This is a genomic window from Streptomyces sp. DSM 116795, assembly GCF_055792905.1.
On the sequence record NZ_CM147707.1, the window covers coordinates 3,726,732 to 3,752,348 of the forward strand.

The 25,617-nt window shown below is 70.8% G+C and carries 21 protein-coding genes; 9 read left to right on the forward strand and 12 right to left on the reverse strand.

The genetic code is table 11. The features are described from left to right. Positions 1 to 7 precede the first annotated feature (7 nt). The gene (locus ACSMXX_RS16045; RefSeq protein ID WP_473179382.1) at positions 8 to 508 is read left to right on the forward strand and encodes a DUF742 domain-containing protein; all 501 of its coding nucleotides are present in this window, start codon (positions 8 to 10) and stop codon (positions 506 to 508) included. Then, positions 489 to 1,106 (forward strand): GTP-binding protein, encoded by a 618-nt coding sequence (locus ACSMXX_RS16050; protein ID WP_473179383.1) that lies wholly within the window; start codon positions 489 to 491, stop codon positions 1,104 to 1,106. Before ACSMXX_RS16045 ends, ACSMXX_RS16050 begins: the two co-directional genes overlap by 20 nt. Positions 1,107 to 1,113: 7 nt before the next feature. On the opposite strand, the gene ACSMXX_RS16055 is transcribed toward ACSMXX_RS16050, so the two are convergent. The 4 genes from ACSMXX_RS16055 to ACSMXX_RS16070 all read right to left on the reverse strand — a co-directional run bounded on the left by ACSMXX_RS16055 (position 1,114) and on the right by ACSMXX_RS16070 (position 7,735). Beyond that, on the reverse strand, positions 1,114 to 2,913 hold the full coding sequence (locus ACSMXX_RS16055) for an AMP-binding protein (RefSeq protein ID WP_473179384.1): 1,800 nt from the start codon (positions 2,911 to 2,913) through the stop codon (positions 1,114 to 1,116). Between the two features lie 93 nt (positions 2,914 to 3,006). After that, positions 3,007 to 5,001: an LTA synthase family protein gene (locus ACSMXX_RS16060; RefSeq protein ID WP_473179385.1), complete on the reverse strand. Its 1,995-nt coding sequence runs from the start codon at positions 4,999 to 5,001 to the stop codon at positions 3,007 to 3,009. A gap of 161 nt (positions 5,002 to 5,162) precedes the next feature. Next, positions 5,163 to 6,140 carry a dihydrodipicolinate synthase family protein gene (locus tag ACSMXX_RS16065; RefSeq protein ID WP_473179386.1) on the reverse strand — a complete coding sequence of 326 codons (978 nt, stop codon included), beginning with the start codon at positions 6,138 to 6,140 and terminating at the stop codon, positions 5,163 to 5,165. Further along, on the reverse strand, positions 6,137 to 7,735 hold the full coding sequence (locus ACSMXX_RS16070) for a sialate:H+ symport family MFS transporter (protein ID WP_473179387.1): 1,599 nt from the start codon (positions 7,733 to 7,735) through the stop codon (positions 6,137 to 6,139). The genes ACSMXX_RS16065 and ACSMXX_RS16070 overlap by 4 nt, the downstream gene beginning before the upstream one ends. A gap of 348 nt (positions 7,736 to 8,083) precedes the next feature. Between ACSMXX_RS16070 and ACSMXX_RS16075 the strand changes: the two genes are divergently transcribed. The 3 genes from ACSMXX_RS16075 (at position 8,084) to ACSMXX_RS16085 (ending at position 13,222) form a co-directional block, all read left to right on the forward strand. Next, on the forward strand, positions 8,084 to 8,770 hold the full coding sequence (locus tag ACSMXX_RS16075) for a FadR/GntR family transcriptional regulator (RefSeq protein ID WP_473179388.1): 687 nt from the start codon (positions 8,084 to 8,086) through the stop codon (positions 8,768 to 8,770). 163 nt (positions 8,771 to 8,933) lie between these two features. Further along, positions 8,934 to 10,307 (forward strand): MFS transporter, encoded by a 1,374-nt coding sequence (locus ACSMXX_RS16080; protein ID WP_473179389.1) that lies wholly within the window; start codon positions 8,934 to 8,936, stop codon positions 10,305 to 10,307. A 182-nt stretch (positions 10,308 to 10,489) separates the two neighbouring features. Further along, positions 10,490 to 13,222, forward strand: a complete 2,733-nt coding sequence (locus tag ACSMXX_RS16085) for a SpoIIE family protein phosphatase (RefSeq protein ID WP_473179390.1) — start codon at positions 10,490 to 10,492, stop codon at positions 13,220 to 13,222. A gap of 15 nt (positions 13,223 to 13,237) precedes the next feature. Here ACSMXX_RS16085 and ACSMXX_RS16090 read toward each other — a convergent pair whose 3' ends face one another. The 6 genes from ACSMXX_RS16090 to ACSMXX_RS16115 form a co-directional block, all read right to left on the reverse strand. Continuing rightward, entirely contained in the window at positions 13,238 to 15,934 is a 2,697-nt protein-coding gene (locus ACSMXX_RS16090; protein ID WP_473179391.1) for a LuxR C-terminal-related transcriptional regulator, read from the reverse strand. Positions 15,935 to 15,964: 30 nt separating this feature from the next. Further along, a complete protein-coding gene (locus ACSMXX_RS16095) occupies positions 15,965 to 17,830 on the reverse strand; it encodes a TIGR03767 family metallophosphoesterase (RefSeq protein ID WP_473179392.1) in 1,866 nt (621 codons plus the stop codon). A gap of 254 nt (positions 17,831 to 18,084) precedes the next feature. Beyond that, positions 18,085 to 18,801 carry a DUF4232 domain-containing protein gene (locus ACSMXX_RS16100; RefSeq protein WP_473179393.1) on the reverse strand — a complete coding sequence of 239 codons (717 nt, stop codon included), beginning with the start codon at positions 18,799 to 18,801 and terminating at the stop codon, positions 18,085 to 18,087. Positions 18,802 to 19,005: 204 nt separating this feature from the next. Further along, complete coding sequence (locus tag ACSMXX_RS16105) at positions 19,006 to 19,434, reverse strand: hypothetical protein (protein WP_473179394.1); 429 nt, start codon at positions 19,432 to 19,434, stop codon at positions 19,006 to 19,008. 33 nt (positions 19,435 to 19,467) lie between these two features. Continuing rightward, complete coding sequence (locus tag ACSMXX_RS16110; RefSeq protein ID WP_473179395.1) at positions 19,468 to 20,010, reverse strand: hypothetical protein; 543 nt, start codon at positions 20,008 to 20,010, stop codon at positions 19,468 to 19,470. Between the two features lie 152 nt (positions 20,011 to 20,162). Further along, positions 20,163 to 20,330: a hypothetical protein gene (locus ACSMXX_RS16115; protein ID WP_473179396.1), complete on the reverse strand. Its 168-nt coding sequence runs from the start codon at positions 20,328 to 20,330 to the stop codon at positions 20,163 to 20,165. 246 nt (positions 20,331 to 20,576) lie between these two features. Here ACSMXX_RS16115 and ACSMXX_RS16120 point away from each other — a divergent pair, with 246 nt between their 5' ends. The 4 genes from ACSMXX_RS16120 to ACSMXX_RS16135 all read left to right on the forward strand — a co-directional run bounded on the left by ACSMXX_RS16120 (position 20,577) and on the right by ACSMXX_RS16135 (position 23,771). Continuing rightward, positions 20,577 to 21,545, forward strand: coding sequence for an AraC family transcriptional regulator (locus tag ACSMXX_RS16120; protein WP_473179397.1), 969 nt, complete (start codon positions 20,577 to 20,579; stop codon positions 21,543 to 21,545). A gap of 248 nt (positions 21,546 to 21,793) precedes the next feature. Next, positions 21,794 to 22,135 carry a hypothetical protein gene (locus ACSMXX_RS16125; protein WP_473179398.1) on the forward strand — a complete coding sequence of 114 codons (342 nt, stop codon included), beginning with the start codon at positions 21,794 to 21,796 and terminating at the stop codon, positions 22,133 to 22,135. A 79-nt stretch (positions 22,136 to 22,214) separates the two neighbouring features. Further along, positions 22,215 to 23,009 (forward strand): maleylpyruvate isomerase family mycothiol-dependent enzyme, encoded by a 795-nt coding sequence (locus ACSMXX_RS16130; protein ID WP_473179399.1) that lies wholly within the window; start codon positions 22,215 to 22,217, stop codon positions 23,007 to 23,009. Between the two features lie 108 nt (positions 23,010 to 23,117). Next, positions 23,118 to 23,771, forward strand: coding sequence for a DUF7019 family protein (locus tag ACSMXX_RS16135; protein ID WP_473179400.1), 654 nt, complete (start codon positions 23,118 to 23,120; stop codon positions 23,769 to 23,771). A gap of 14 nt (positions 23,772 to 23,785) precedes the next feature. Here the strand turns inward: ACSMXX_RS16135 and ACSMXX_RS16140 are convergent, their stop codons facing one another. Together ACSMXX_RS16140 and ACSMXX_RS16145 are read right to left on the reverse strand one after the other, a co-directional pair. Then, positions 23,786 to 24,553 carry a hypothetical protein gene (locus ACSMXX_RS16140; protein WP_473179401.1) on the reverse strand — a complete coding sequence of 256 codons (768 nt, stop codon included), beginning with the start codon at positions 24,551 to 24,553 and terminating at the stop codon, positions 23,786 to 23,788. Continuing rightward, positions 24,550 to 25,434: a hypothetical protein gene (locus tag ACSMXX_RS16145; protein WP_473179402.1), complete on the reverse strand. Its 885-nt coding sequence runs from the start codon at positions 25,432 to 25,434 to the stop codon at positions 24,550 to 24,552. The genes ACSMXX_RS16140 and ACSMXX_RS16145 overlap by 4 nt, the downstream gene beginning before the upstream one ends. Positions 25,435 to 25,617: the final 183 nt, after the last annotated feature.

Here is a 25,617-nt window from a genome sequence, read left to right on the forward strand (position 1 = left end):
GACCGCCATGACGGACGACAACAGGAGCTGGTCCAACAGGAGCTGGTTCGACGACGGTTCGCACGAGGCCGCACCCACCGCACGCCCCCTCGCCGGGCTGGGGGGACCCCCAGCCGGGCAGCGGCCGGAGGCACCGCCCGAGAGCCCCGAGTGGTTCGACGACGAAGCCGGGCCGCTGGTACGCCTGTTCGCGATGACGTCGGGCCGTGCCCGCCCGACCAGCGAGTCCTTCGATCTGATCGCGGTGATACACGCGGCAGAGGCCGACGAGGAGGCGCCACCGCCCCAGTCGCCGGAGCAGGCCGCGATCCTCTCGCTGTGCCGCGTCGCCTCGCGCTCCGTCGCAGACATCGCCTCCGACTCCGACCTGCCGGTCGGTGTGGTGCGCGTACTCCTCGGCGACCTGCTGGACCACGGTCACATCAGCGTCGGCCGCCCGCTCACACCTGCTCAGCTACCGGATGAGCGCATTCTCAGGGAAGTGATCAATGGACTCCGCGCACTCTGACGGGCGGCACACCGGTCGCCTCGGAGCGTCATACGTATCGCTGAAGATCCTCGTGGCCGGCGGCTTCGGGGTGGGCAAGACGACATTCGTCGGTGCGGTGAGCGAGATCCGTCCGCTGCGCACCGAGGAGCGGCTCACGGAGGCCGGACGTCCCGTGGACGATCTCGGCGGCGTCGAACGCAAGACGACGACGACCGTCGCCATGGACTTCGGACGCATCACCTTCCAGGACACCCTGTCGCTGTATCTGTTCGGCACCCCGGGTCAGGACCGGTTCTGGTTCTTGTGGGACGAACTCGCCACCGGTGCGCTCGGAGCGGCGGTGCTCGCCGACACGCGGCGCCTGCAGGACTGCTTCCCGGCCGTCGACTACTTCGAGCGCCGCGGCATTCCGTTCGTGGTGGCGGTCAACTGCTTCGCCGGCTCGCACACTTACTCCTCGCTGGACGTACGGGACGCGCTCGATCTGGACCCGGACACACCGGTCGTGCTGTGTGACGCCCGGGAGCGCGAATCGGCCAAGGACGTGCTGATCGCCCTCGTCGAGCACGCCCGCGACATCTACAGCCGCGACGGCGTGAACAGGGCGGCGCGGTGACCCTGTGTCAGGCCGCGCCGCCGGCGCGGAGTTCGCGGCGGAGGATCTTACCGGTGGAGGTCTTGGGCAGCTCGTCGAGGAAGACGACCGACCTGGGGTACTTGTACGCCGCCATCCGCTCCCGGCAGTAGGCGATCAGGCCGTCCTCGGTGACGGGCGCCAGTTCGGGTTCCGGTTCACGGCCCGTTCCCGTTCCCGTTCCCATCTCCGTTCCCGGTTCCGGCTGCTGCTCCGGTTCCTTGAGGGACACGAACGCCTTCACCGTCTCGCCCCGGTACGCGTCCGGCACGCCGACCACCGCCGCCTCACGCACCGCCGGATGCCCGTAGAGGACGTCCTCGACCTCACGCGGCCAGACCTTGTAGCCCGCCGCGTTGATCATGTCCTTCTTGCGGTCGACGAGGTAGAACCAGCCCCGCTCGTCCATGAACCCCACGTCGCCGGTGCGCAGTTCACCGCCCGGCAGGGACTCGGCGGTCGCCTCCGGCTTCCCCCAGTAGCCGGGCACCACCTGTGGCCCGTACGTGGCGATCTCGCCGGTCTCGCCGACCGGCACCTCCTCGCCGTCGTCGTCGAGGATGCGTACGACGGTGTCGAAGACCGGAACTCCCACCGACAGCGCACCCGTTGCCGGGTCCACGGGTGCCTCCGTGTGCAACGGGACGGCGTGGGAAGGGGAGTTGGTCTCGGTCAGGCCGTAGCAGTTGTGGATGTACAGCCCCGTGACCTCCCTGAACCGCTCGGTGACGGCGGGCGCCACCGGCGCACCTCCCGAGTACACGATGCGCAGCGAGGAGAAGTCCTCCCTGCGTACGCCGGGGGCGGACGAGAGGCTGATGAACACCGTGATCGCCCCGACGGTGAAGGTCGGCCTGTGCTCGCGCAGCGCGTCCAGCACCACGCCGGGCTCGAAGCGGTGGGCGAGCACCAGCGGGCAGGGCAGCAGCAGCGCGAGCGTGAGATGGCCGACGAGGCCGGTGATGTGGAAGAGCGGGGCGACGCCGAGGATGCTGTCGTCGGGCGTCAGGCCCATCCACTCCCGGTAGGTGCAGGTGTTGAAGACCATTCCGGCGTGGGTGTTCATGGCGCCCTTGGGCACGCCGGTCGTGCCGGACGTGTAGGTGAGTACGGCGACGTCGTCCGGGTCCGGTGAGTGCGGTACGGGCGTGCGCCCGGCGTACTCCCGGACGAGGGTGAGCAGATCGAGCGTGTTCGCGCGGCGGCGGCTGGGCGCCCTCGCGGTGTCACGGGCGGGGCTGTGTCGGCCGGGGTTGTGCCGGTCCGGGCTGTGCCGGTCGGGGAAGGGCCGCGGATCGTCGCGCGTCTGCCAGTCCCGCGGCGAGCATGTGACGACGGTGCGGACGCTCGTGTCTCCGGACGCGACGACGTCGCCGGCCACGCTCTCGTAGAGCTCGTCCAGGCAGAGCAGGGCCGTCGCGCCCGAGTCGGCGAGCAGGTACGTCACCTCGCGGGCCTTGTTCATCGGGTTGACGGCGACCGCGCTGCCGCCCGCCTTCCACGCGGCGATCAGGCCGACGACGAAGGCGGGGTTGTTCTGCACGTACACCGCGAGCCGGTCCCCGGGCAGGAAACCGTGGCCGGCGACGGCCACGGCGAGCGCGTCGGAGGCGGCGTCCAGGTCGGCGAGGGTGAGCACGCCGTCGAAGTATCGGATCGCCTCGGCGTCGGGCGCGCGTTCCACGGACGCCCTGAACATCTCCAGCAGCGTGCCGTGTCCGGGGGCGATGCCGGCCGGGGTTCCGGCCGGGTAGAGCCCCAGCCACGGCCGTTCCGCGTAGGCGCTCATCCGCTCATCCGCTCGTCCGGCGCTGTGCCGGCCGGGCACGGACCGCCCCCGGCCGGAGGTGCCCGCCACTGTGGACGAGGGGTTCCCGGCCGGTCAACGGGACCCGGACTCGGTTCCGGACTCGGGCCCGGTCCCGGACTCGGATCCGGACTTGGACCTGGACCCGGTGTCGGGCTCCGATCCGTACGCCGTCAGGAAGCGGTCGCGGAACTTGTCCATCCGCCAGACCGGCGCCTTCGGGCCCGGCTTGAGGCCGTCGTTCCAGCCCCAGTCCGAGACCTTCTCCATCACCTTCTTGTCGCGGGCGACGATCGAGATCGGCACGTCCTTGTTCTTCCAGCCGTCGGTGACCGTCGGTACGGGCTGGTGGTCGCCCAGCATCACGAGCACGGTGTCCTCGTCGCCGTACTTCTCGACGTACTCGGTGAGGCTCTGGACCGAGTACTCGATGGCCTTCCGGTACTGGGCGCGCACCCGTTGCGGGTCCTTCCACACCTCGGTGGGCCGCGCGCCCGCGTCGTGGATCGGCTTGTAGACGGAGCCGTCGCCGAGCTTGTTCCACGGGAGCATCTTCGGCAGCGGCGACCACGGGTTGTGGCTGGAGGCAAGGATGATCGTCGCCATCAGGGGCTTGTCGTCCGCCTTCGCCCTGCTGTGCTCCAGGCGCTCGAAGGACTTCAGGCTGAACTGGTCGGGCACGGGCGACCAGCTGAAGTACGGGCCCTTGTAGCCGAGTTCACGGGAGTCGTAGATGTGGTCCATGCCGTAGAACTTGCCTTCGGGCCAGGACCGCCTGACGCCCGGCATGATGCCGACCATCCGGTAGTCGCCCGTCTTGCGGAAGGCCCGGGTGAGGGTCAGGCGGTCGCTGGACATGACGCTGCGGTACCGCTGTTCGTTCGCGACCCACAGCCCGGACATCAGGGTGGAGTGGCCCATCCAGCTGCCGGCGCCGGAGATGGGTGAGGTGAGCCAGCCGCTCTTGGAGGAGAAGCCGGCCTCGTTCAGGGCGTCCGTCCGCTCGGAGAGCACCCGGTTGACGCCGGGTGCCATCCCGGGGTCCTCGACGGCGCTGCGGCCGTAGCTCTCGACGAAGGCGAAGATGACGTTCTTGCCGCGCAGATCCGGCACGAGCCTGTCGCCGGGGGTCTCGTCGAACTTGTCGACGCGGGCCACCTTCTCGAAGGCCTTCCCGTCCGCCATGCCGGCCTTGACCGCCTTCACCCGGTTCTGGACGAGGAGGGCCGTGCTCCTGGATGCGACGTCCACATCGGCTTTCCCCGTCTGCACGCCGAAGACCGCGCAGACGATCCAGACGGTCCCGATCGCGAGCACGGTACGGGTCGTCACAGCCCTGTGCTCCGCCATGATGCGGCTGAGACGCCGGACCGCCAGCGCCATGAAGACGACGAGGGCGAGCGCGAGGGCCACGATGCCGACCAGGGCCAGGATGGTGCCGGTCGGGCCGACGGAGTCCTTGAGGAAGGACTGGGCGTCGTCGAAGAGTATCCAGTCCAGTACGAGGTCGAAGGGGCGGGCGAGCACCGAGTAGAAGCCCATGTCCAGGAACTTCAGGATGGTCACCAGACCGAGCCCGGTGCCCGCGAGGACGGCCGTCCAGCGCCTCGCCCGCGGGGGCAGTACGAGCAGCACGACCGTGCCGAATATGGCCTCCACGGGTATGCGTATGAAGGCGCTGGGCGTGAGGCGCGGGATCGCGTTCGGCAGCAGGAGGGCGACGAGCACGAGGGCGAAGGCCAGCACGGTCGTGCTGCCCGCGGCGATGCGGGCCGCGGTACTCGCCCGTCGCGCGCGCGGGGCTGCGTCGTCCGCGCCGGCACCGTCGTCCGCCGGGGCGCCCGGTGCCTCGGGGGCCCCGGCGGCGCTGGCGCCTTCCTGTGCATCCGCGCCGGTCTCGTCCGTCACGCCGTCCGTCACGCCGTCCGTCACACCGGCGGTCATCCCGTCCGTGCCGGCCTCGTCAGCGGGCGCGGTGGACTGGGGGCCGATTCCGGGGTTCGTGCCCTTCCCTGTGTCCTGCTTGTCCCTGTTCCTCTGCTGCCAGAGGGAACGCGTGAAGAGCGACAACCCGAAGGTCCTTCCGTGCTTGGCGCGGTGGTGTCACGGCGGCTCCAGTGATCACGGACCGGCCGCGCGGGAAGCGTACGCCGGGGAGGGTGCCCTGGTAGGGCGGTTTTGCCAGCCCGATAAACAAGCGGCCCGGGCCTGACCGTACTCGTCCCCCGTGGTCACCCAGGCGGCAGCGGCGGCGACGGGGGAAGCGGCGGAAGCAGCCCGGCCGTGCCGAGGACCGCCTTGACGGCCTCCACGTCGTCGCCGTCGAGGGCGCCGAAGGGCTCGGGCAGCTGGTTGTGCGCGATGACTCCCTGCAGCATGAGCGCCGTCTTGAAGGCGCCGACGCCCGCACCCCAGCCGGTGACGGACCCGGCGACGCGGGTGATCTCGAAGAGGGCGGCCAGCCGGTCCTGTTCGCGGCGTACGGCCGGCCAGTCACCGTCGCGGAACGCCGCGTGCATGCGTACGTACCCGTCCGGGTCGACGTTCGCCAGGCCCGGCACGACACCGTCGGCGCCCGCCAGATACGCCCCGTCGACGACGGCCTCGTGACCGGTGAAGAGGGTGAGCGGCCCGCCCTCGGCACGGTTGCGCAGCGCGAGCCGCCGGAAGGCGACGTCGTCGCCCGAGGAGTCCTTCACCCCGGCGAGCGCGCCGCTGAGCCCCAGCTCGACGAGCATGTCCGCGTCGAGCTTGGTGTGCACGCAGAGCGGGATGTCGTACGCGTACACGGGGACGTCCGCCCGTTCGCCGATGATCTCGAAGTGGCGCCTGATCTGCGGTGCGTGGGTGACGGCGTAGAACGGCGCGGTCGCGACCACCCCGTCCGCCCCGGCCTCCTGCGCGGCTTCGAGCTGCCGGAGCACCCGGTCCGTCTGGGTGTCGATGACGCCCGCGAGCACAGGCACGCGTCCCGCCGTGACGCGCACGGCCTCCTCGATGACGCGGACCCGCAACTCGTCCGTGCAGAAGGCCGCTTCGCCCGTCGAGCCGAGCACGAACAGCCCGTCGACGCCGGCCGCGAGGAGCCGGCCGGCGAGCCGCTCGAACGAGGGGACGTCGAGCTCGCGGTCCGCGGTGAGCGGAGTGACGACCGGCGGCACCACGCCGCCGGTCGCGGTGGGTGTGCCTGTCTGCGGAGAAGTGTTCACGCGGACATTCCTTCCCTGCCTGCGGCGGATGCTGCGGGCGCCGGGACACGGGGAACGATGTCCAGGGCGTCCGTGTCCCACACATGCCCGGGGGCGAGCAGCCGCTGTGCGCGCATCGGCGCGTTCACCGCCACGAGGACGATCACGACGGCGGTCAGCCCGAAGGAGAGCACCGCGAGCGCCGTCCCCAGCGGCATCGTCTGCGCCAGCGCCGCACCGAGCACGGGTGCGACGGCGCCGCCCAGCGCGCCCACGTTGTAGGTGAAACCGAGGCCCGCCGCACGCTGCTCCACCCCGAAATAGCCCCCGATCCACTTCGGCAGCAGCCCCGAGATGCCCTGCCCGAAGACCTGCTGTACGAACAGGAGCGCCCCGAGCAGGACCAGGGACTGCTCACCGACGAGGAAGACCGGGAAGACGAGCACCTGCGATACGACGAGGCTCGTCCAGTACGCCCTGCGGGTGCCGAGCCGGTCCCCCAGGAAGCCCCCGAGAACGCAGCCGGCGGCCGCGCCGAAACCGGAGAAGAAGAGCAGGTCCGCGACGTGTCCGGCGTCCAGCCCGAGATCGGACTTGAGATACGTGGGCAGCAGCGCCTGGATGGGCCACGAATACAGGAAGGCCGTGAAGACGACGATCATCAGCGTGACGCCCGTGGGCCATCTCCGTCCGGAGAACTGGACCATGAAGCAGATGAAGACCGCGGTGACCACGAGCGCGAGCGCCGTCACCGGCAGCGCGCCGTGTACGAATCCGGCGAAGACGAGCAGCAGGGCGCCGAACGCCACGAGCGTGAGCACGGTGTTCACCGCGCCGGTCCGCGCCCGCGCGCTCCGGTAGAGGGTGCGGAACATGTCGGGCGGCCCCTCCGCCCCCGCCCTGCGGGCGTCGCGTGCCCGCTGCCAGTCCCCGGACTCGGGCAGGGCGCGCCGCAGCCACAACGCGACCACGATCGGCACCAGTCCGACGGCGAACAGCGCACGCCACCCGAACTCCGGCACGACGAACCGGTAGACCTGTGCGCACAGCGCGGCTCCGATGGCGAATCCGCTGATCAGGAAGCCGGAGGCCTTGTTGCGGAGGTGCTCGGGCCACGACTCGATGACGTACGTCGCACTCGATCCGTACTCCCCGGCCATGCCCAGCCCGATCAGCAGCCGTGCCGCGAAGAGCACCCAGTACGCGGGCGCCACCGCGCACAGCGCAGAACCGGCGGAGAACAGGACGATGCTCACGACCATGGCGTTCCTGCGCCCGAAGCGGTCGGCGAACGCGCCGAGCGCCAGGCCGCCGAACCACCGGGAGATGAACGCTGCGGAGACCAGTGCCGCGGCCGTCACGCCGGAGAGGCCGAACTCGTCGGTCACCTCGGTGAGGACGAGAGTGATGATCACGAAGTCGAAGCCGTCGAGCAGATAGCCGAGCCAGGCCGCGGTGAAGGCCCGCCACTGCGGTCCGGATATCTCCCGGTACCAGACGGTGCCGGTCCCGGGCTCGCGGCCGCCGTGCGGGGTCCCGTTCCGGGGGCCGTCCCCGTCCCGGGCCTCGTACGCGTCCTGATCCTGGTCCCTGTCCTTGTCCTTGCCGGTCGTCATGGTCCCCCACATCGGACGTCGGATGTCTGATGTCCTGACGCTAGGGCCGAGCCGTCGAACGCGGCAAGACCCCTTCCGGCCTTCCGGCTCTGCGGCCTTTCGGGCCTCCCGTCCCGCCGTAGGGGCCCGCCCGTACGCCCACCGGGCCGGACATAGGATGTCCGATGTCGGGACTCACACTCCGGGCGACAGCAATGTCGCTCCTGACACCGGAAGGGCCGCCCTCGGATGCCGCCGAAAAAGCTGCCTGCGGAGCACGGCCCCGGTCCACTCGGCGAGCCCGCCGGCCCAGGAGGCCGCGGAGGCGCGCCCCGCCTCCACCCCCTCGGCGCCCCGCGTGCCCCCGACATGTCCGTGGTGGACCGGATCAAGGAGTACATCCTGCTGGGCCGCCTGGCCCCGGGCGACCCGATGCCCACCGAGAACGAGCTCAGCGAGCAGCTCGCCGTGAGCAGGTCCCGCATCCGCGAGGCGATGAAGACGCTCTCCGCGCTCGACATCGTCGAGGTCCGGCACGGATACGGCACCTACGTGGGACGGCTCAGCCTCACGGCGATGGTCGAGTCGCTCGCCTTCCGGGGGTTGCTCAACGCACAGGACGACCAGGACGTCATGGCCGATCTCATCGACGTACGGCAGCTGATCGAGACCAGCCTCGCCGAGCTGATCGTCGAGCGGACGACGCCCGAAGTCATGGCCGCGATGCGGCAGTTGACCGGCACGATGCACGAGAAGGCCGGGCGCGGTCAGGAATTCCTCGCGGAGGACCGGGAGTTCCACATGCTCCTCATGCAGACGACCGGCAACGCGCTCGCCGTGCAGCTCACCGGCGCCTTCTGGGACGTCCACTCGATCGCCCTCGGCGCGTTGCCCGGCAGGACGGACCTCGCGCAGACCGCCGCCGTACACGTAGCCGTCCTCGACGCGATCGGGGCGTCGGACACCGCCCTCCTGCGCGAGGCGATCACCAGGCACTACGCGCCGATCCGGGAGCGCATCGGCCGCCGGACCCCGCCGGGCGCCACGGGGGAGTGAACAGGCAGGTGTGAACGGGCCGTTCCGGCAGGGCGGCGCCCGGCCGGGTGTGCCGGGTCGCGGCCCGTGCGGCGCACTCCCTTGACAGCGGACCCGGATGGCTCGAACCTTCCGGCATCTCTCGTTCAGTGGATCACTGGCCAGTCCACCCAGAGGAGCCGCCATGACCACGCCCACGCCCACGTCCACGCCCGCGGGTGAGCCGCAGACGATACGCAGCCAGCGACGCCGCGCGGTGGTCGCCAGCACGGTCGGCACGGCCATCGAGTGGTACGACTTCTTCCTCTACGGCACCGCCGCCGCCCTGGTCTTCCCGCAACTCTTCTTCCCCGGCCACTCCACGTACGTCGGCGTGCTCGCCGCCTTCGGCACGCAGTTCGTGGGCTTCGCCGCGCGCCCCATCGGCGCCGCGATATTCGGCCACTTCGGAGACCGGGTGGGGCGCAAGTCGACCCTCGTGATGACGCTCATGCTGATGGGCGTCAGCACCTTCCTCATCGGGCTGCTGCCCACGTACGCCTCGATCGGCTTCGCTGCTCCCGTGCTCCTGGTGCTCCTCCGCATCGTCCAGGGCATCGGTGTGGGCGGCGAGTGGGGCGGCTCGGTCCTGCTGTCGATGGAGTGGGGCTCCAAGCGCCGCCGCGGGCTGATGGCGAGCTGGCCGCAGCTGGGCGTCCCGCTCGGGCTGCTCGCGTCGACAGGCATGGTCCAGCTGATGAGTTCCGCCTCAGGCGACGGCTTCGAGAGCTGGGGCTGGCGCGTGCCGTTCCTGGCCAGCTTCGTGCTGATCGGCATCGGCATGTACGTACGGCTGCGCGTGCTGGAGAGCCCCGCCTTCCAGGAGGTGAAGAAGGACCGCGAGGTGGTGCGCATGCCCGTCATCAGCGTGCTGCGCGAGCAGCCTCGCGAGGTCATCACCTCCGCCTTCGTGCGCCTCTCCGAGCAGGCGCCCTTCTACCTCTTCATCACCTTCATCCTGACCTACGGGACGAAGGAGGTCGGCCTGTCCAAGGAGGAGCTGCTCAACGACACCCTGATCGCCGCGGCCGTGGGCCTGGTCAGCGTTCCGCTGTGGGGGTACCTGTCCGACCTCATCGGACGGCGTCTCACGTACGGGATCGGCATCGCCTGCGTCGGCGCCTTCGCGTTCCCGTACTTCGCGATGATCGACACCGGCAGCTCGGGGCTGGTGATGGCCGCCATCGTGCTGTCGCTGTTCTTCCACGACATCCAGTACGGGCCGCAGGCCGCGCTGATCGCCGAGAGCTTCGGGGCGAACGTCCGCTACAGCGGTGCCGGTCTCGGCTACCAGCTCGCCTCGGTCATCGCGGGCGGACCGGCGCCGCTCATCGCAGCGGCGATCCTGGAGAACACCGGCTCCAGCACGGGGATCAGCTGGTACATGGTCGGCTGCTGTGTGCTCGCCATGGCCGCGTTGCTGCTCATGCCGCGCAGCGGTGCCGAACCCGGCACGTCGCTCAGCGACAAGCCGGCCGCATCGGACAAGGCGGACGCGGCCACGACCGAGACGGCCTGAGCCCTGGACGGCTTGAGTCCGAGGCGGCTTGAGCCCGAGAGGGATCGGGTCCCAAGCGGGATGAGGGAGCCCGTGAGCAGTCCGTAACGGAACGCACAGGAAGCCGGCACCGTGCTGCGTCACACGTTCGAGCAAGCCGACGACCTGTCGACTCACGAGATCGGGCAGTGTAAACAGGGGCAATGGCAGGACCGCTGACACGTCTTCGGGCCCTGGCTGCCCCGCTGTTGACCGGCAGGCGCCTGCGGCGGACGCTGCTCCGCGAGGGCGGCAGCGTCGCCGGGCAGGTCTTCGTCCTCCAGGTGGTCGTGGTCCTGCTGCTCGTCGTATCTGCTGTGGCCGCCCTGGTGCTCCAGGTGCGGCGCGACGGGACGGAGGCCGCGCGCGAACGCTCGCTCGCCGTCGCCGAGACCCTCGCGAACTCCCCGGGGACGGTGGCGGCGCTGCGCTCGTCCGATCCGACCGCGCGGCTCCAGGACCCGGCCGAGGCCGCGCGGAAGCGGAGCGGGGTCGACTTCATCACCGTGATGAACAAGGACGGCGTCAGGTACACCCACCCGATCAGGAACAGGATCGGGAAGAAGTTCGTCGGCACCACAGGGCCCGCGCTGCAGGGACGCGTCCACAGCGAGACCATCGAGGGCACCATCGGCCGGCTCGTCCAGGTCGTCGTCCCCGTGACCGGCCGGGACGGCGAGGTCGTCGGCCTCATCTCGGCCGGAATCAAGATCGACAAGGTCAGCGGTGTCGTCGACCGGCAGCTTCCGATCCTGCTGGGCGCGGCCGCCGTCGCGCTCGCGCTCGCAACGGCCGGTACGGCGCTGGTCAGCCGGCGCCTGCGCCGTCAGACCCACGGCCTGGGCCCGCTCGAGATGACGCGCATGTACGAGCACCACGACGCGGTGCTCCACGCCGTCCACGAGGGCGTCCTGATCGTCAGCGGCGAGGGCAGGCTGCTGCTCGCCAACGACGAGGCGAGCCGGCTGCTCGACCTGCCGCCCGACGCTCAGGGGCGCCACGTCACCGAGCTCGGCCTGGAGACAGCCATGGGCCGGCTGTTCCTCCCGGGGCGCGTCGCCACAGACGAGGTGCTGCCCGCCGGCGACCGGCTTCTCGCCGTGAACAACCGTTCCACCGACCGCAACGGCGGACCTCCCGGCTGGGTCGCCACCCTCCGCGACACCACCGAGCTGCGTCTCCTCTCCAGCAGGGTCGAAGTGGCCCGTAAACGGCTGGAGTTGCTCTACGAAGCCAGCGGCGGCATCGGCACCACCCTCGATGTGACGCGTACCGCCGAGGAGTTGTCGCAGGTCGCCGTCCCGCGCTTCGCCGACTTCGTCACCGTCGACCTGGCCGAGGCCGTGCTGCGCGGCGACGAACCGGGCGGCGGCAGCCCCGCGATGCGGCGCACTGCCGCCCACGGCATCCGCGACGACCAGCCCCTCTATCAGCTCGGCGAACTGATCACGTTCGCCGCGCCCTCGCCGCAGGCCCGCGGCTTCGAGAGCGGACAGGCGGTGATGGAGCCCCGGCTGCGCGAGTCGCCGGGCTGGCGCGAGCAGGACCCCGAACGCACCGCCCGGGTCCTGGAGTACGGGATCCACTCGCTCATCGCGGCCCCGCTGCGCGCCCGCGGCGTGCTGCTGGGCGTCGTCAACTTCTGGCGCTCCGAGAAACCCGAGCCCTTCGAGGACGACGACCTTTCCCTCGCGGCCGAACTGGCCGCCCGCGCCGCCGTTTCCATCGACAACGCCCGCCGCTACACGCGCGAGCACGGCATGGCCGTCGCCCTGCAGCGGAGCCTGCTGCCGCGCGCACTGCCCGAGCAGAGCGCCGTCGAGGTCGCCAGCCGCTATCTGCCCGCGAAGGCCGGAGTGGGCGGCGACTGGTTCGACGTCATCCCGCTGCCCGGGGCACGCGTCGCGCTCGCCGTGGGGGACGTCGTCGGACACGGGCTGCACGCAGCCGCCACCATGGGGCGGCTGCGCACCGCCGTGCACAACTTCTCCTCCCTCGACCTGCCGCCCGACGAACTCCTCGGCCACCTCGACGAGTTGGCGGCACGCATCGACCACGACGCCATCGAGGCGGGCGACGAGACCGCCATCACCGGCGCCACCTGCCTCTACGCAATCTACGACCCGGTCTCCCGTACGTGTGTGATGGCCCGGGCCGGCCACCCCACGCCCGCGATGGCTCGCCCCGACGGCACCGTGGAGTTCCCCGACGTACCGGCAGGGCTTCCCCTCGGCATCGGCGGACTGCCTTTCGAATCGGCCGAGTTGAAGCTGCCCGAGGGCAGCCGCCTCGTCCTGTTCACCGACGGCCTCGTCGAGCGGCGCGACAAGGACATCGACACCGGGCTGCAGTTGCTGCGCGACGCCGTCGCGCACGCGGGCCAGTCGCCCGAGGAGAGCTGCGACGCGGTGCTGGAAGCCCTGCTGCCGGACCGCCAGGGCGACGACATCGCGCTGCTGGTCGCCCGTACGCAGGTGCTGGGGCGGGGCAAAGTCGCCGAATGGGACGTGGAGTCCGACCCCTCGGCGGTCTCCGGCGTGCGCAACGCCGTCGCCTCGCAGCTCGCGGAGTGGGGCCTGGAGGAGCAGGGCTTCGTCACGGAGCTGATCCTCAGCGAACTGATCACCAACGCCATCCGGTACGGCACCGGGCCCATCAAGGTGCGGCTGCTCCACGACCGCGCCCTCATCTGCGAGGTCTCCGACCACAGCAGCACTTCGCCGCACCTGCGTTACGCGGCCACGACGGACGAGGGCGGCCGCGGCCTCTTCCTCGTCGCGCAGTTCGCGGAGCGCTGGGGGACGCGCTACACCAAGGACGGCAAGGTCATCTGGACGGAGCAGACACTGCCCGGCAGCCGCGACGAGACCCCGGAGGCGGAGACCCTCCTGACGTGACCGCCGCCCGGCGGTTCAAGCCCCGCCGGACGGCCCGGTGCCCCCGGACTGCCCCAGACGGGCGGCGAGTTCGCGGCGGGTGGCGATGCCGAGCTTGGCGTACGCCCGCTGCAGATGGTTGTCGACGGTGCGCACCGACAGGGTCAGCGACGCGGCTATCTCCTTGCTCGGCTCGCCGGCCGCGGCCAGCACGGCGATCTCGTGCTCCCTGTCGGTCAGCGGAGCCGCCGCACGTACGGCGTCGAGCAGAGGAGTACGGGCTCCCTCGCAGTGTTCCTCCGCGATGGCGCACGAACGCACCGACGCCGCCGTGGCGTGACGCCCCTCACCGCGTCGGTGCCAGACGCCGGAGGCCGCGGCGGCGGCCTCGGCGGCCGGAAGATGAGCGCCCAGCGCCTCCAGCTCCCCGGTGACCTCGAGAAGCCGCGCCGGGTCGCCCGCGGCGAGCGCCGAGGCCAACCGGGCCCGCGCCGCCGCCAGTTCGCCGTCGCACCGCTCCGCGACCGCGGCCAGCCGTTCGGCGACGTCGGCGGCTCCGCCCAGCCGTGCCACGTCGGTCAGCAGCAAACCCTCCGATGTGATGTGCCCCGTGGAGCGCGCGGCGTCCGCCGCCTCGGTCAGCACGCTCCGCGCCTTGCTCCGGTGCCCGCTGCTGGCGAGCAGCCACGCCTCGCCGAGGCGCTCCTCCCCGACCGAGAAGTAGCCGGGGGCCCCGCCCGCCATTTCGCCCAGCTCCGCGAGGGCGTTTCCGGCGGCTTCCGGGTCCCCGAGCACGGCGGCGCACGCGGCCAGCCCGCTCAGCGCGATCCGCAGCAGCTTGACCTGGTGTTCACGGCGGGCGAGCGCCGCGAGTTCGGCGTACATGCGGCGCGCGGTGGCGGGATGGCCGGCCAGCCACTGCGTACGGGCGCTCAGCAGTGCGGGGAAGACCCGCAACAGGGGGCTGTGGCGGGCGAGTTCGGCGCTCACGCTCTCGCAGAGGGCCGCGGCCTCCTCCAGCCGCCCTGCCTCCGCGAGCGCGAGCACCAGCGTCCCCTGTTGCACGGCCGGGTGCGCGGGACGTGCCTCCTCGTCGGTCAGCACATGGGCCGCGTGGGCGTGTTCGGCCCAGCGGGCGGCTTCCTCGGTGCGGCCGACCAGGACCAACGCGAGAGTTCGCACCGCTGCCGCGCACAGCCACATCCGTCTGTCGGGCGCCCGTTCGGCTTCGGGTTCGAGCAGATCCAGCAACTCCAGCCCGGTGACGGGTTCTCCGCTGGCGAGCCTGATGAAGCCCTCGTTGACGAGGAACAGTTCACGGACGGTGTCGGAGGACGCGGCGGCCCGCGCGGCCTCGTTGACTTCGAGTATGTCGGCGAGCGGCGTGTTGCTCACCAGGAGGTTCGTCGTCCTCGTCACGGTGATCGCTATGCGCTCCGGCTCGTTCCGGGCGGACTGGGCCGCCTGTGCCAGCACCGCGTCGGCCAGATCCCAGCCGCCGGTGAGGAAGTGCGCCTCACCCAGCATGAGCCTGGTCCCGGTGTCGTGGTGCGTCTCCGGCAGCGCTTCGAGGAAGGCGAGGATGCGCGGGTGGTCGTGTGCGTAGTGGGCGAGCCGCGCAGCCCGCAGCAGCAGGGCCGGATCCGCCTTGCCCGTGGCGTCGAGCCGCCAGGTCGCGATGCGCAGCGCGTCACCGCGTCTGCGTGCCCCCAACGCCTCGATGCGCTCGGCCTGTTCGAGCTGGATCGCCCGGTGCCGCAGGGCGGGCACGGAGCTGCGCAGGACCTCTTCGTAGAGGGGGTGTGCCAGCGAGACGCGGGTGCGCCGCCCGTCGGTGCCGAACCGGATCAGGCCCTTGCGTTCGAGCTCCGTCAGTACGTCCTGCGGCGCGGCCTCTTCGAGAGCGGCGAGGGGAAGTGCCCCGCAGCAGGCGAGGAGTTCGAGCGCGTCACGTCCGGCACCCGCGACAGCGTCCACCTTCACGCGGATGAGTTCGGCCAGCCGCACCGTCGTCCAGTCCGCCCCGGGGCCCGCCTCCCAGACCTCGCCGTCGCTGGTGAGCGCGTTGTTCTCCAGCGCTCCCCGTACGAGTTCGCGGAGGAAGAGCACGTTGCCGCCGGAGACCTCGTGCAGGTCCCTGACCGTGCTGCGGCTGACGGGTCCTCCGAGGACCTCGTTCAGCAGCCCTTCGGTCCGCCGCAGGTCGAAGGCGTCAAGACCGACGTGGAAGACCGGCTCGCCCGCGGTCAGCGCCTGCACCGCCTCCGTGGCGTGCTCCCCCGTACGGATCGTCGCGATCAGCGTGATCACGCCCGCGTCCATCAGCTGCCGCAGCAGCATCGCGGACGTCGCGTCGAGCAGATGGATGTCGTCCACGAACACCGCGTACCGCTCCCGGTGATCACCGCCGTCCCGGATGGCCCCTGCGACCGTGGCGAACCCCCGCACGGGATCGGTGAGATCCACGCCGGTCGGCAGCAGATGAGCGATCGCCCCGAGCGGTACGGCCGCGGCCGCCGTGCTCGCCACCGCACGCCCGGCCCGGAAGCCCGCACGTTCCGCCACGGCGAGACACTCCTCGGCCAGGCGTGACTTGCCGACGCCGGCCTGGCCGAAGACGACCAGGCCGGAACACCGGTTCGCCGTCAGTGCACGCGTGAGACGGCCGAGCTCCTCGTCCCGGCCGTACAGGGGCCAGCCCGCCCCAGAAGCCGGCACACGCGACTCGTCCATGCGGCAACTCTACGCACAGAAACGCGCCTGTCAGCGGGTCTGTACGGGCTCTTCACGTGCTCTGGTGCGGCGCGCGGCGGCGCCCTGGCGTGGTGCTTTCATTCCGGATACGGGGAAGGGCGCCGGCAGCAGCAACTCGGCGTTGCGGTCCTTCTCGCTGCCGCGGTGGCCCTCGTCCACCTGGAGGTCGTTGACGGCCAGCTCCCGCGCCAGGGACGCCAGAGCCCGGGGGCTGCCCAGGTCGCCGCCGCTCTCCAGAGGCGCGTCGATGTCGAGGACCGTGGTGAAGACGGCCAGGCATTCCCTGCCCTCGCCGTCCCGGCCCGCGGCGATCTCGATGACGCGGCTCTGGACCGGCCAGTCGATGTGCGCGGCCGCCGAGACCTCCCAGAAGCCGCCCGGCTTGGCGTGCCCTTCGGGCCGTGCGTGGGGTCTGATCTCGTTGCGGTGGGTGTGGCCGTTCGCCATCAGCACGACGTTCGGGAAGCGCAGCAGCAGGGCTTCCACTTCCTCCCCGGAACGGTGGTCGTTCTCGGTGTTGGTCATCGTGTGGATCGGGTGGTGGCAGAAGACGACGACGAGCCTGTCCCGCACTCCCTGCTGCGTCACGACCTCGCCCGACTCGTCGAAATACGTGCTGCAGTGCTCTTTCAACCGCTCCTCGAGCCAGCGGAACTGGTCCTCGTCGATGCCGCCGTCCGCGTTGTTCTGGACGTTGTCGAGGCCGCCCGGATTGGTGGAATCCAGGGTGATGTAGGCGACCGGGTCGTCAGCCCCCGCCGGTATCGCGTAGTACGCCTTGTCGCTGCCGGCCGCGAATCCGTGCCCGGCCGGCAGCCCGGAGGTGCGGTGGTGCTCCCCGACGAACTCCCCTGGGCTGAGCAGACGCCGCTCGGCATCGGCCGTGACGTCCTGCGACTCCACACCGTCGAACACGGCCTTGATCACGTCGAAGAGGTCCAAGTCCTCCATGTCACCGGGGAGTTCGGGGCCCTCGGTCCATTTGGAGCCGTTCACGGTGTGGTGCTTCAGGGAGTGGAAGAAGGGCAGGTCGGTGTCGATGGGCAGGTTGCCCTGCGCCATCACGTCGTGATTCCCGTACACGGCGTACCAGGGCATGCCCAGCCCGCCCGCCGTGAACGGCTTGCGTGCCGCGCCCAACAGGCCCTGGATCTGCGGGAATCCGCGCCGTCCGTAGCGGTTCGCCGGGTCCACCGGCTCCTCGGGGCGCCAGTAGTGCTCGCTCTTGCCGAAGGCACCGTTCGCGACGCTCTCGTCCTTGCCCGTCGAGCCGGAGTCCGCCCGTACGGACTTGCCGCCGTCGAGGAGGTCGATGTACCAACGCGTCTCGTTGAGCTGAGCGTTGTCGACGGCGTCGCCCGTGACCACCGTGAAGGCGAGGGGCAGTCCCGTTCTCGGGCCCTCGCCGAGCTGCTTGAGCGAGCGGCACATCGCGTCGACGAGATGCAGCGACAGGAACTCGTGCGCGCGGTAGCCGGCCGAGAACGGCCAGCCCGAGCCCGGGTCGTCGTTGTAGCGGTCGAGGAACTCCACGCGGGACGGCGACTGGTCGTCGACGATGTGGAGATCGCTCAGATGCCCGAACGCGGCCAGGGGCTTCAGCTTCTGCGCCCGTACGTCGGTGATGTCCGTACGGAGCAGATGGTCCTCGCCCTTTCCCTCGACGAGCTTGCGGAAGCCGTTCCCGTCGGGCGGGCCGGGCAGAACCGTGCGGTTCAGCGTGGTGCCGGCGGCCTTCTTCGGGAGCTGCTCCATGGGGGAGAGCAGCTCCGATGCGGCGAGCGCGGCGGCGCGGCCCTTCCCGCCCGCGTCGATCGCCGCCGCGGCCACACCCACCGCGGCGAAGGTCAGCATCCTGCGACGTGAGACCGGCACCTGATCCCCCTTCCTCGGCGACGCCCCGCCGGTCGGTGCGGGGCGCGCGTACGGCCGTCCGTACGACCTGGTGGATTCTTGAACGGAACCGGGCCGTACGCATGAGTAATCACTACTCCCCTGCGGATGCGGGGACTCGCCGACGCCGCTGCCGGTGCCTTCTCCGCTGCGCTCGCGGGCGTCCTTGCCTGTGCCCGCGCCCGCGCCTGCGCCCTGGCCTGTGCCTGTGCCCGTGCCGGTGTCACGTCTGGTGCTCACTGCTGGAACGGCCCCACCGTGGTCTTCGGGCCGCAGACGATCAGACCGGCCTCCGACGCGTCCGCGTCGCCTGCCTCGTTGGCGCGGATCTCGGCCTTCCAGGTCGCGTCCTGATTGGACACCTCGGCCGTTTCGGCGTTCTTCCCGCAGGTGATCCCGTCCTGCGAGCCGCCCTCGCTCACCGGGCCGCTCTCGTACGTCAGATCCGCGGTGGCGACGCTGCCCGAGTCGACCGTGACGAGCGGGGCTTCCTGACTCTCGTCGGTGTCCGGCTCGGGGTTGAGGATCTCGCCGTCCGACGATTCCAGGACGACGTTCGGCGCGCCGTAGACGGAGCAGGAACGTCCGCTGTTGTTGAACACCTGGATCTCACCGGTGCCGGAGCCGACGGCGGTTCTGATCGTGACGGCGGTGTTCTTCTCGGTGCAGGCAGGCGCGTCCGGCTTGTGGTTGCCTGTGCCTCCGTCGTCGGCTGTCCCGCCGTTGGAGACCTCGTTGCCGGCCGTACCCGCGCCCTGGTCCTCGTTGTTGCCGTCGTCGCCCGCGCCGCCGACGGATTCGTCCCCGCCGCCGCCAGGGCTGGCCGTGGAGCTGGTGGACGATGCCGGGGCGCCGGCACCGGAGTCGTCCTCGGGGCCGCAGCCGGTGATCACCAGACTGCACGCGGCCAGGACGGTCGCGGTTGCGGCAGCGAGCCGCAGTCGATTGCGCATGGTCTTCCTCAGCACTTGATCGGTCATCGGTACGCGGCGGCGATCTCCCCCGGCCCGTCGTGCATGACGGGCGCCGCCGTACCGCAGAGCCCAGCACGTGCCGAGGGGCAGGTCGTGAGTAAGCGCTACTCATGCGTAACCGAGCCCGAAGTGGAGCGAAAACCCTCAGATGTGCAGGTCAGAGAACCGGAACCCGCGCCGGGCCTACGGAGTGCCCGCGTCCGTTCCCGCGTCCGCGAGACGGAGGAACCCGGTGAAGAGCGGGGTGATGCTCACCGGGAACGCGCCACCGGAGCCGGGTGCCAGCGCGGCCCGCACCTGCTCGTCCGGGTCTCCGTAGACGTCCAGCCGTTCGACGGAGCAGTGCTCCATCACCGCCGCGATGTAGGGGTCGGACAGCCTCCAGTGGGTGCGGACCGCCTCCGAGCCGTCGTACAACTGGAAGCTGTGGGCCCGCATCCCGGGCTCGTCGACGAACACCCTGACCATGAGCTGCGGGCCGTGCTGCTCGACGAACTCGACCGCGCTGCGGACGGCTTCACGGAAGCCGTCCAGATGCCCCTCGGCGATCTTCATGGTGTTGTGCATGAGGACTGGTGCGGTACCGGCGCGTGCTTCGCTCGTGATCTCCATGGACCGAGTCTTCGGCTTGAACCGCCGTCCAAGTCAAGCGTGACTCACGGCGTTGACGAAGACGATCACCAGTCCGAACACCAGGTCCACGCACCCCGAGAGGAACGAGCCGGGCCACCCGCGCCCCGCGATACGGGCGGCCCACGTTCCCCAGGCGAACAGCGCGACGGTGTTGAACCACAGCGCCGCCTCCACGGCCGTGCTCTCCGCCAACCACCCCGCTGCCGCGATCGACAGCAGTACGGCCGTGGGCAGCACGGCGGCGATCAGCGGCCACTCGGCCAGCATCGTCCGCAGGGCTCGCACGGAGGTCTCTCCGCGGGCTGTGGCACGGTGGGCGATCACATGCGCATAGCCGTGAGCGGCGGCGGTCGCCGCCGTGGCGAGCAGCACCCACAGCAGGTCCGACGCCGGATCGGATTCCTCCCCGGGATTCTCGAGCGCGGCGATCAGCGCGCTGGACAGCACGAGCCCGTAGGTGCCCCCGAACAGCAGCTGTTCCTGGGGCAGGTGCCGCACGGCCCGTGTACGCACCGAGCCGGGGGAGGACGGGACGGGCTCGTCGCGACCGGGCATCACACCGCCTCCGTGCGGGAGGAGTTCCAGTTCGGGTCCGCACATGCTCACCCGCCGGCTGCTGCGGGCGGCGCCGCGACGCGTGCACGGCAGGCTTCTTCCGCCGTATGGGAGCGGGGCGGACACCACGCGCCGACCGCGGACCGCGTCGGTCACCGGCTCCGGGGACGCGCGACTTCCCTGGCCGGCCGGTCCGGCCGGTCCGGACCGTCCTCCCGGCCTCCGCCGCCGCGTGGCGGCAGGATCTCCACCGGGCGCCGGCGCAGATGCTCGTAGACCAGGGACGTGCGGACGTCGGCCACGGCGGGGAACTGCGCCACGCACGGCGCAGTAGATTCCGGTGATCTTGGCAGTGAGCTCCGGCGGCTTCCCTTCACGTCCGTACGGTGACGGCCCGCCCACGGGCCCGCCCGGCGGTCCTCCCAACCCGGTGAGCCGTTGCCCCCGGCGACCGTTGCCGGTCTGCCGAAGGTGGCAGCGGGCCCGGGCCGGGTCCGGGCAGGTGAGTAGTACGGTCGAAAAGAGAGTTTGCTGCCTGTTCGTCCGTCGTCGGCCGGGAGGCGATCATGCCGGTGGATATCGAGCGGCTGCCTGTCGAGCGCTCCGAGTTCGCAACATCCGACCCGGACACCGCGGAGGCCATGAGCGCCGAGATGTACGGCGCCTTCCGGCCGAAGTACGGCCACACTGACGAGTTCATATTCGACGGCCGCCGTACGAGCGCCGGGGGAATGAGCCTTGATCACCTCACGCACTCGACGATGAGCATCGAATGCGCGCCCCTCGACTACCTCATGTTCATGTTCGTGAGGGGAGGGACTCTCACCGTCACGGCGGGTGACATCGAGACCCGCCTGCGCATGGGCGACACGGCCGTGTGCCCTGCGGGAAGGCCGCTGACGATCAGCTGGGACCGCCTCAACAAGGAAGTCATCTCGGTGCCTCTGCAGGCAGCTCATGAGGCGGCCGCCGAGTACGGCGGCACCGGCGAGGTGAACTTCGTCGGGACGACACCCGTGTCCCCGGCGATGGACCGGTTCTGGCGCTCCACGGTCGGATTCGTCGCAAGCCAGCTCGAGAGCCCCGACAGCCCGCTGTCAGAGCCGCTGGTCTACGAGCAGACGCTCAGCCTTCTCGGTACGGCAGCAGTGAAGACCTTCCCGAACACCACCATGACGGCCGACTACCAGCCCGGTCCCGGCCAGATCTCACCGGCCGCGCTGCGCCGCGCCGTCTCGTTCATCGAGGCCAACGCCGACCGGCCGCTCAGCCTGGCCGACATCGCCGCCGCCGCGTCCGTCTCGGCGCGCGCCCTTCAGCACGGCTTCGTCCGGCAGTACGGGACCAGCGCGCTCGGCTACCTGTACCGCGCCCGCCTCGAACGGGCCCGCCGTGACCTCCAGGCCGCCGACCCCACCACCGGCGCGACGGTCGACTCCGTGGCCACACGCTGGGGCTTCCCCAACCCCGGGAAGTTCTCCGCCACTTACCACGACGCGTACGGCCAGCCGCCGAGCCGGGCCCTGCACTCCTGACCCCCTCGCCGGGACCCCCTCGACCTCCTCGGCGCCGCCCCTGCCCCCTCCGCACCCCGCGGGGGATCAACCTCCCGGCTGGAGTGTGCGTCCTGACCTTCGGCTGTCAGTGATCCGATCTGCGGCCGCGGCGAGTTGTCTGTGCCAGGAGGAGGGCCGTCATCGTCCGGACCGAATCGTCGTCGCGCGAGAACGGGGGCAGCCGTATCCGCCGGCCGAACGGCCTGCGTCAGCTGTTCCTCGGCGCCGTGCTGGGCGTCGCGCTGACCGCCGCGCTGCTCACCGTCCTGTGGTGGCCGCGGTCCGAGGTCGTACACCGGAGCGACGCACCGCCTTCCGTGACCTACGAGGACAAGTCGCGCCATCACCTGGGGCTGGTCCGCGAACACACCTTGTCCGGACGGGAATCCTGGCGCTTGGTCGTCGGCCGGGATCCGGGCCTGTCCTACGGGCACATGCTGGACGTCGACGCCTCTCTCGGGTCCGGCGGGATCGAGTCCGCCGAGTGGACGACCGCCGGAGTGCGGATCCGGTTCACCGCGGGGCACGAACTCTTCGTCCCCGCACGGCTCTTCACGTACGGAAGGTGAACGCCGCCGCCCCCGACGGGCGAGCCGCAGGACAGGAATTCTGCTGAGCCGGCGGGAGGTATGTGCTGAACTTCCCGGCATGGACCATTCCCGATATCTCGACTGCCTGGCAGCCGACTTCGCCCGCCTGCGTGCCGTCGCACCGGCGAACCTCGCTGCGGCCGTGCCGAGTTGCCCCGGCTGGACCGTCGCCGATCTGATCCGCCACGTCGGCGAGGTGTATCTGCACAAGACGCTGGCCATGCGCGAGGGCGCCGAGCCCGACCCGTGGCCGTCGGCCGAACTCGCGGCCGAACTCGCGGACGAGGATCCGCCGGCGCTGCTCGACCGGGCGTACGCAGGGCTGCTGAAGGAATTCGCCGCCCGCAAGCCGGAGGATCCGGCCGGCTCCTGGTACACCCCGGACCGGACCGTCGGATTCTGGTCCCGGCGGATGGCGCAGGAGACGGTCATCCACCGCATCGACGCGGAACTCGGCACCGGGCAACCGGTCGCGCCCGTCCCGGCCGACCTCGCCGTCGACGGCATCGACGAGCTGCTCAAGGTCTTCGTGGCGTACGGAGTCGCCGAGTGGGGCGCCTACTTCAGCGACATCCTGGACGCTTCGCCGGGCCGGACGTACGCGGTGCGCACGGACGGTGCGGCGTGGCGGGTGCGTACGGGCCCGGGGCTGTTCGCCGTCGAGGGCGGCCCCGGCGACCACGCGCCGGAGGCGCCCGACGCGGTGGACGTCACCGTGAGCGGCCCTCCGGCGGCCGTGCTGCGCCGGCTGTGGAACCGCGAGCAGCCCGGCGGCCCGACCGGAGTGACCGTCGAGGGCACCCCGGAAGCCTTCGAGGAGCTGCGACGCTGCATCGTCACGGCCACGCAGTGAGTGGGTGAGTAAGTATGTGAGGGCGAGGCGTAGGGCAGGGCCGGGCCGGGCGATCCCGCCCGTGCTCGCAACTCGGCCAGGAGCGAAGGAGCGAAGGGGAGACACAGGGTGAATCTGTTCGGGCGAGGAAAGCGCCGCATTCCGCTCAAGTACTACCTCTACATATCTCAGTCGAAGCTGGACAACCTCTTACCTCAGATCCCGCAGTCGTTCATCAAGGCATTCGAGACCGAGTTCAAAGTCAGTGCGGGAGTGCTGGGGGCCACGGTGAGAGGAAAACCCGGTGGCGACCCCTCTGAGGTCTCGGCCCGGGTCGGGGTGCTCGACGCCTATCTCAGGAAGAGTGAGCCTCCTGGATCGGTCGCACAGCCGGGCCGGTACATCGCGGGTGCCGAGTCGTTCCGATACGGCATCGTGCACGAGTACGCGTCGCAACTGGCCTTCTTCGGAGGGCTCGTGGGCGGAGTGAAGTGCGCACTCATCGGATCCCCCGACAGCCTGGTCGGCGCCGCTCCCAAGGCCGGCGCGAATCACGCGCCCTACTACTACACCCTCAAGTTTCTCAACGCACTGGCCTCCGCCCCTGAATGGCAGCAGGCCACGGGAGAGCCCGACTACTACTCCTACCCCGAAGCCGTTGACATAGCGTTGCAGGCGCTCTCTTCAACACCGCCCACCAGACTGGAGTTCCTGGCCAAGACCTTGCACGTCGAGCCAGGTGTGGTCGTGGCGACTCCGATCTATGTGGCTATGGCCGACTGAGCTTACGTCGGCCCTTACCTCAGCAGGCCGACGAGCCTGTTCTCGACGTCCTCCTTCTCCTCCGCCCCGCTCGGCACCAGCTCCGCCCGGTCGCGCGGGTCACGGGAGAGCACGTGCAGCCGTCCGTCGTTGCGGGCGAGGATCAAGTCGCTGCTGGCACCGGCGACTTCGGCCGATCCCTGCGCCGTGTAGTCGGTGACGGTGACGAGCGCGGAGCGCTCCGCCGCGGCGAGCACGGCATCCACGTCCATCGCGGGATCGGGCTTCGCCACCCGGCCCGCGGGCAGCCAGTCGATGAGCATGCGGAGCGCTTCGTCGAGCTTGTGCAGACCGATCTGGTGGACGCCGAGCGCGTCGATGCGCACCATCAGGCAGATCTCCTCAGGCTGTGGCAGCAGCAGGATCCGCCATGGCTCCCCCGGACCCGTGCCGGTCGTACGGGCGTCGAGCACCTTCCGCGCCCTCCGCTGGAACGCCACGGTGATGCCCAGGTCTCCCCGCACCTGGACCTGTTCGCCCGCCGAGCCCGCGACGAGCAACTGCCGTGCGGCCAGCGACCGCACGGCCTCGGCTAGCACCTCGTCCGACGGGCGGGCCTCCAGGAAGTCCACGATCGCGTCCACAGCGGTGAGTTCGGCGATGGTGTACGCACCGAGCAGCACAGGTCCGGTGTCCACCAGGTTCAGCACGGCGGAGACCAGCCCCTCGGGGACGGACGCGTCGCCCGGTTCCGGCCGTGTCGGCGGTGTCGCCGGAGGATCGTTGCGCTCGTCGTCGCTCATGCTGCTCCTCTCTCCGGCCAGGCGTCCGCCGCAGGCGCCTCGGGGCTCTCCCGGAGAACCGCGGCAGCGCTGCGCGAAGGCGTCTGCGTGACCCACACGTCGGAGCTGCCGAACAGCCCCCGCCCGGCCCTGCCGGACAGCGCATGCCCCAACTCGCCCGCCAGGTCTGCCCGGTCGGGCGGCGGAAACCGCACCGCCAGGTCCTGGGACACGGCGGTGACGTCGTCGTCCTCCTCGAGCCGGCGCAGCGCCCGGGTCAGCGACCGCTCGACCGGCGGCGTCAGCGACGTGGGCACGGCCAGGACCGGCGAGAGGTACATCGGGCGCCGCTCGGTCATCCGTGACAGGCCCCAGGGGCCGACATTGCTGCGGGTGATCCGGTACACCACGTAGTCCACGAGATGCCGGAGGTCGTTCAGGGTGGGCAGCTTGCGCTTGCCGAACGCCGCCGGGGTCTTCTCCAGTTGCACCCAGGTGCCCTGCGCCGTGCGCCCGTGCAGCTTTTCCCGTACGACGTCGCCGCGCATCCCGATATCGGGATACCGCGTCTTGTCGATGTCACGGTGATGGCTGGACAGACGCGGACGGCTGCCCTCCGCGAACCGCCAGTCCTCGTACAGCTGCGGGTCGTCCACAAGCACGTGGCCGCCGCACAGCACGTCGTGCAACTGCGGCACCTGCAGCCCGTTCCGCTCCAGATCGGCGAGGATCACCGCTTCCTCGGGGCTGAGGCGGCCCACTGCCGCGATCAGTCCCTTCCGGTACGCACCTGCTCGAGCGGTGATCTTGATCATGAGCCGGACCCTGCGGCGCTGCTCCTCGGCCTGCTGGGCCCGCGCACCGCCGGAGTCCGCCTTGCCGGACCGTCCGGTGCGCGGCATCGGCGCATTTGTGTGCTTTCGCTTCACTTGACCACTACAGCACGGCGGCCGGGTGCCCGCATGGGCTCGCTCAGCGCGCCCACGGAGCGTGGGAACAGCGCATGGCAGCGGCGGGCGGCGGTGGCGCGGTGGCGCGGTGGCGTGGCAGCGGGTTGGCAGCGGGGTGGCAGCGGCGTGGGAATG

Bases quoted from the DNA above. Each gene is read 5' to 3' on its own strand.
- ACSMXX_RS16045 (WP_473179382.1), top strand. From the start codon at position 8: ATGACGGACGACAACAGGAGCTGGTCCAACAGGAGCTGGTTCGACGAC.
- ACSMXX_RS16050 (WP_473179383.1), top strand. From the start codon at position 489: ATGGACTCCGCGCACTCTGACGGGCGGCACACCGGTCGCCTCGGAGCG.
- ACSMXX_RS16055 (WP_473179384.1), bottom strand. From the start codon at position 2,913: ATGAGCGCCTACGCGGAACGGCCGTGGCTGGGGCTCTACCCGGCCGGA.
- ACSMXX_RS16070 (WP_473179387.1), bottom strand. From the start codon at position 7,735: ATGACGACCGGCAAGGACAAGGACAGGGACCAGGATCAGGACGCGTAC.
- ACSMXX_RS16075 (WP_473179388.1), top strand. From the start codon at position 8,084: ATGTCCGTGGTGGACCGGATCAAGGAGTACATCCTGCTGGGCCGCCTG.
- ACSMXX_RS16080 (WP_473179389.1), top strand. From the start codon at position 8,934: ATGACCACGCCCACGCCCACGTCCACGCCCGCGGGTGAGCCGCAGACG.
- ACSMXX_RS16085 (WP_473179390.1), top strand. From the start codon at position 10,490: ATGGCAGGACCGCTGACACGTCTTCGGGCCCTGGCTGCCCCGCTGTTG.
- ACSMXX_RS16090 (WP_473179391.1), bottom strand. From the start codon at position 15,934: ATGGACGAGTCGCGTGTGCCGGCTTCTGGGGCGGGCTGGCCCCTGTAC.
- ACSMXX_RS16100 (WP_473179393.1), bottom strand. From the start codon at position 18,801: ATGCGCAATCGACTGCGGCTCGCTGCCGCAACCGCGACCGTCCTGGCC.
- ACSMXX_RS16105 (WP_473179394.1), bottom strand. From the start codon at position 19,434: ATGGAGATCACGAGCGAAGCACGCGCCGGTACCGCACCAGTCCTCATG.
- ACSMXX_RS16110 (WP_473179395.1), bottom strand. From the start codon at position 20,010: ATGCCCGGTCGCGACGAGCCCGTCCCGTCCTCCCCCGGCTCGGTGCGT.
- ACSMXX_RS16120 (WP_473179397.1), top strand. From the start codon at position 20,577: ATGCCGGTGGATATCGAGCGGCTGCCTGTCGAGCGCTCCGAGTTCGCA.
- ACSMXX_RS16130 (WP_473179399.1), top strand. From the start codon at position 22,215: ATGGACCATTCCCGATATCTCGACTGCCTGGCAGCCGACTTCGCCCGC.
- ACSMXX_RS16140 (WP_473179401.1), bottom strand. From the start codon at position 24,553: ATGAGCGACGACGAGCGCAACGATCCTCCGGCGACACCGCCGACACGG.
- ACSMXX_RS16145 (WP_473179402.1), bottom strand. From the start codon at position 25,434: ATGCCGCGCACCGGACGGTCCGGCAAGGCGGACTCCGGCGGTGCGCGG.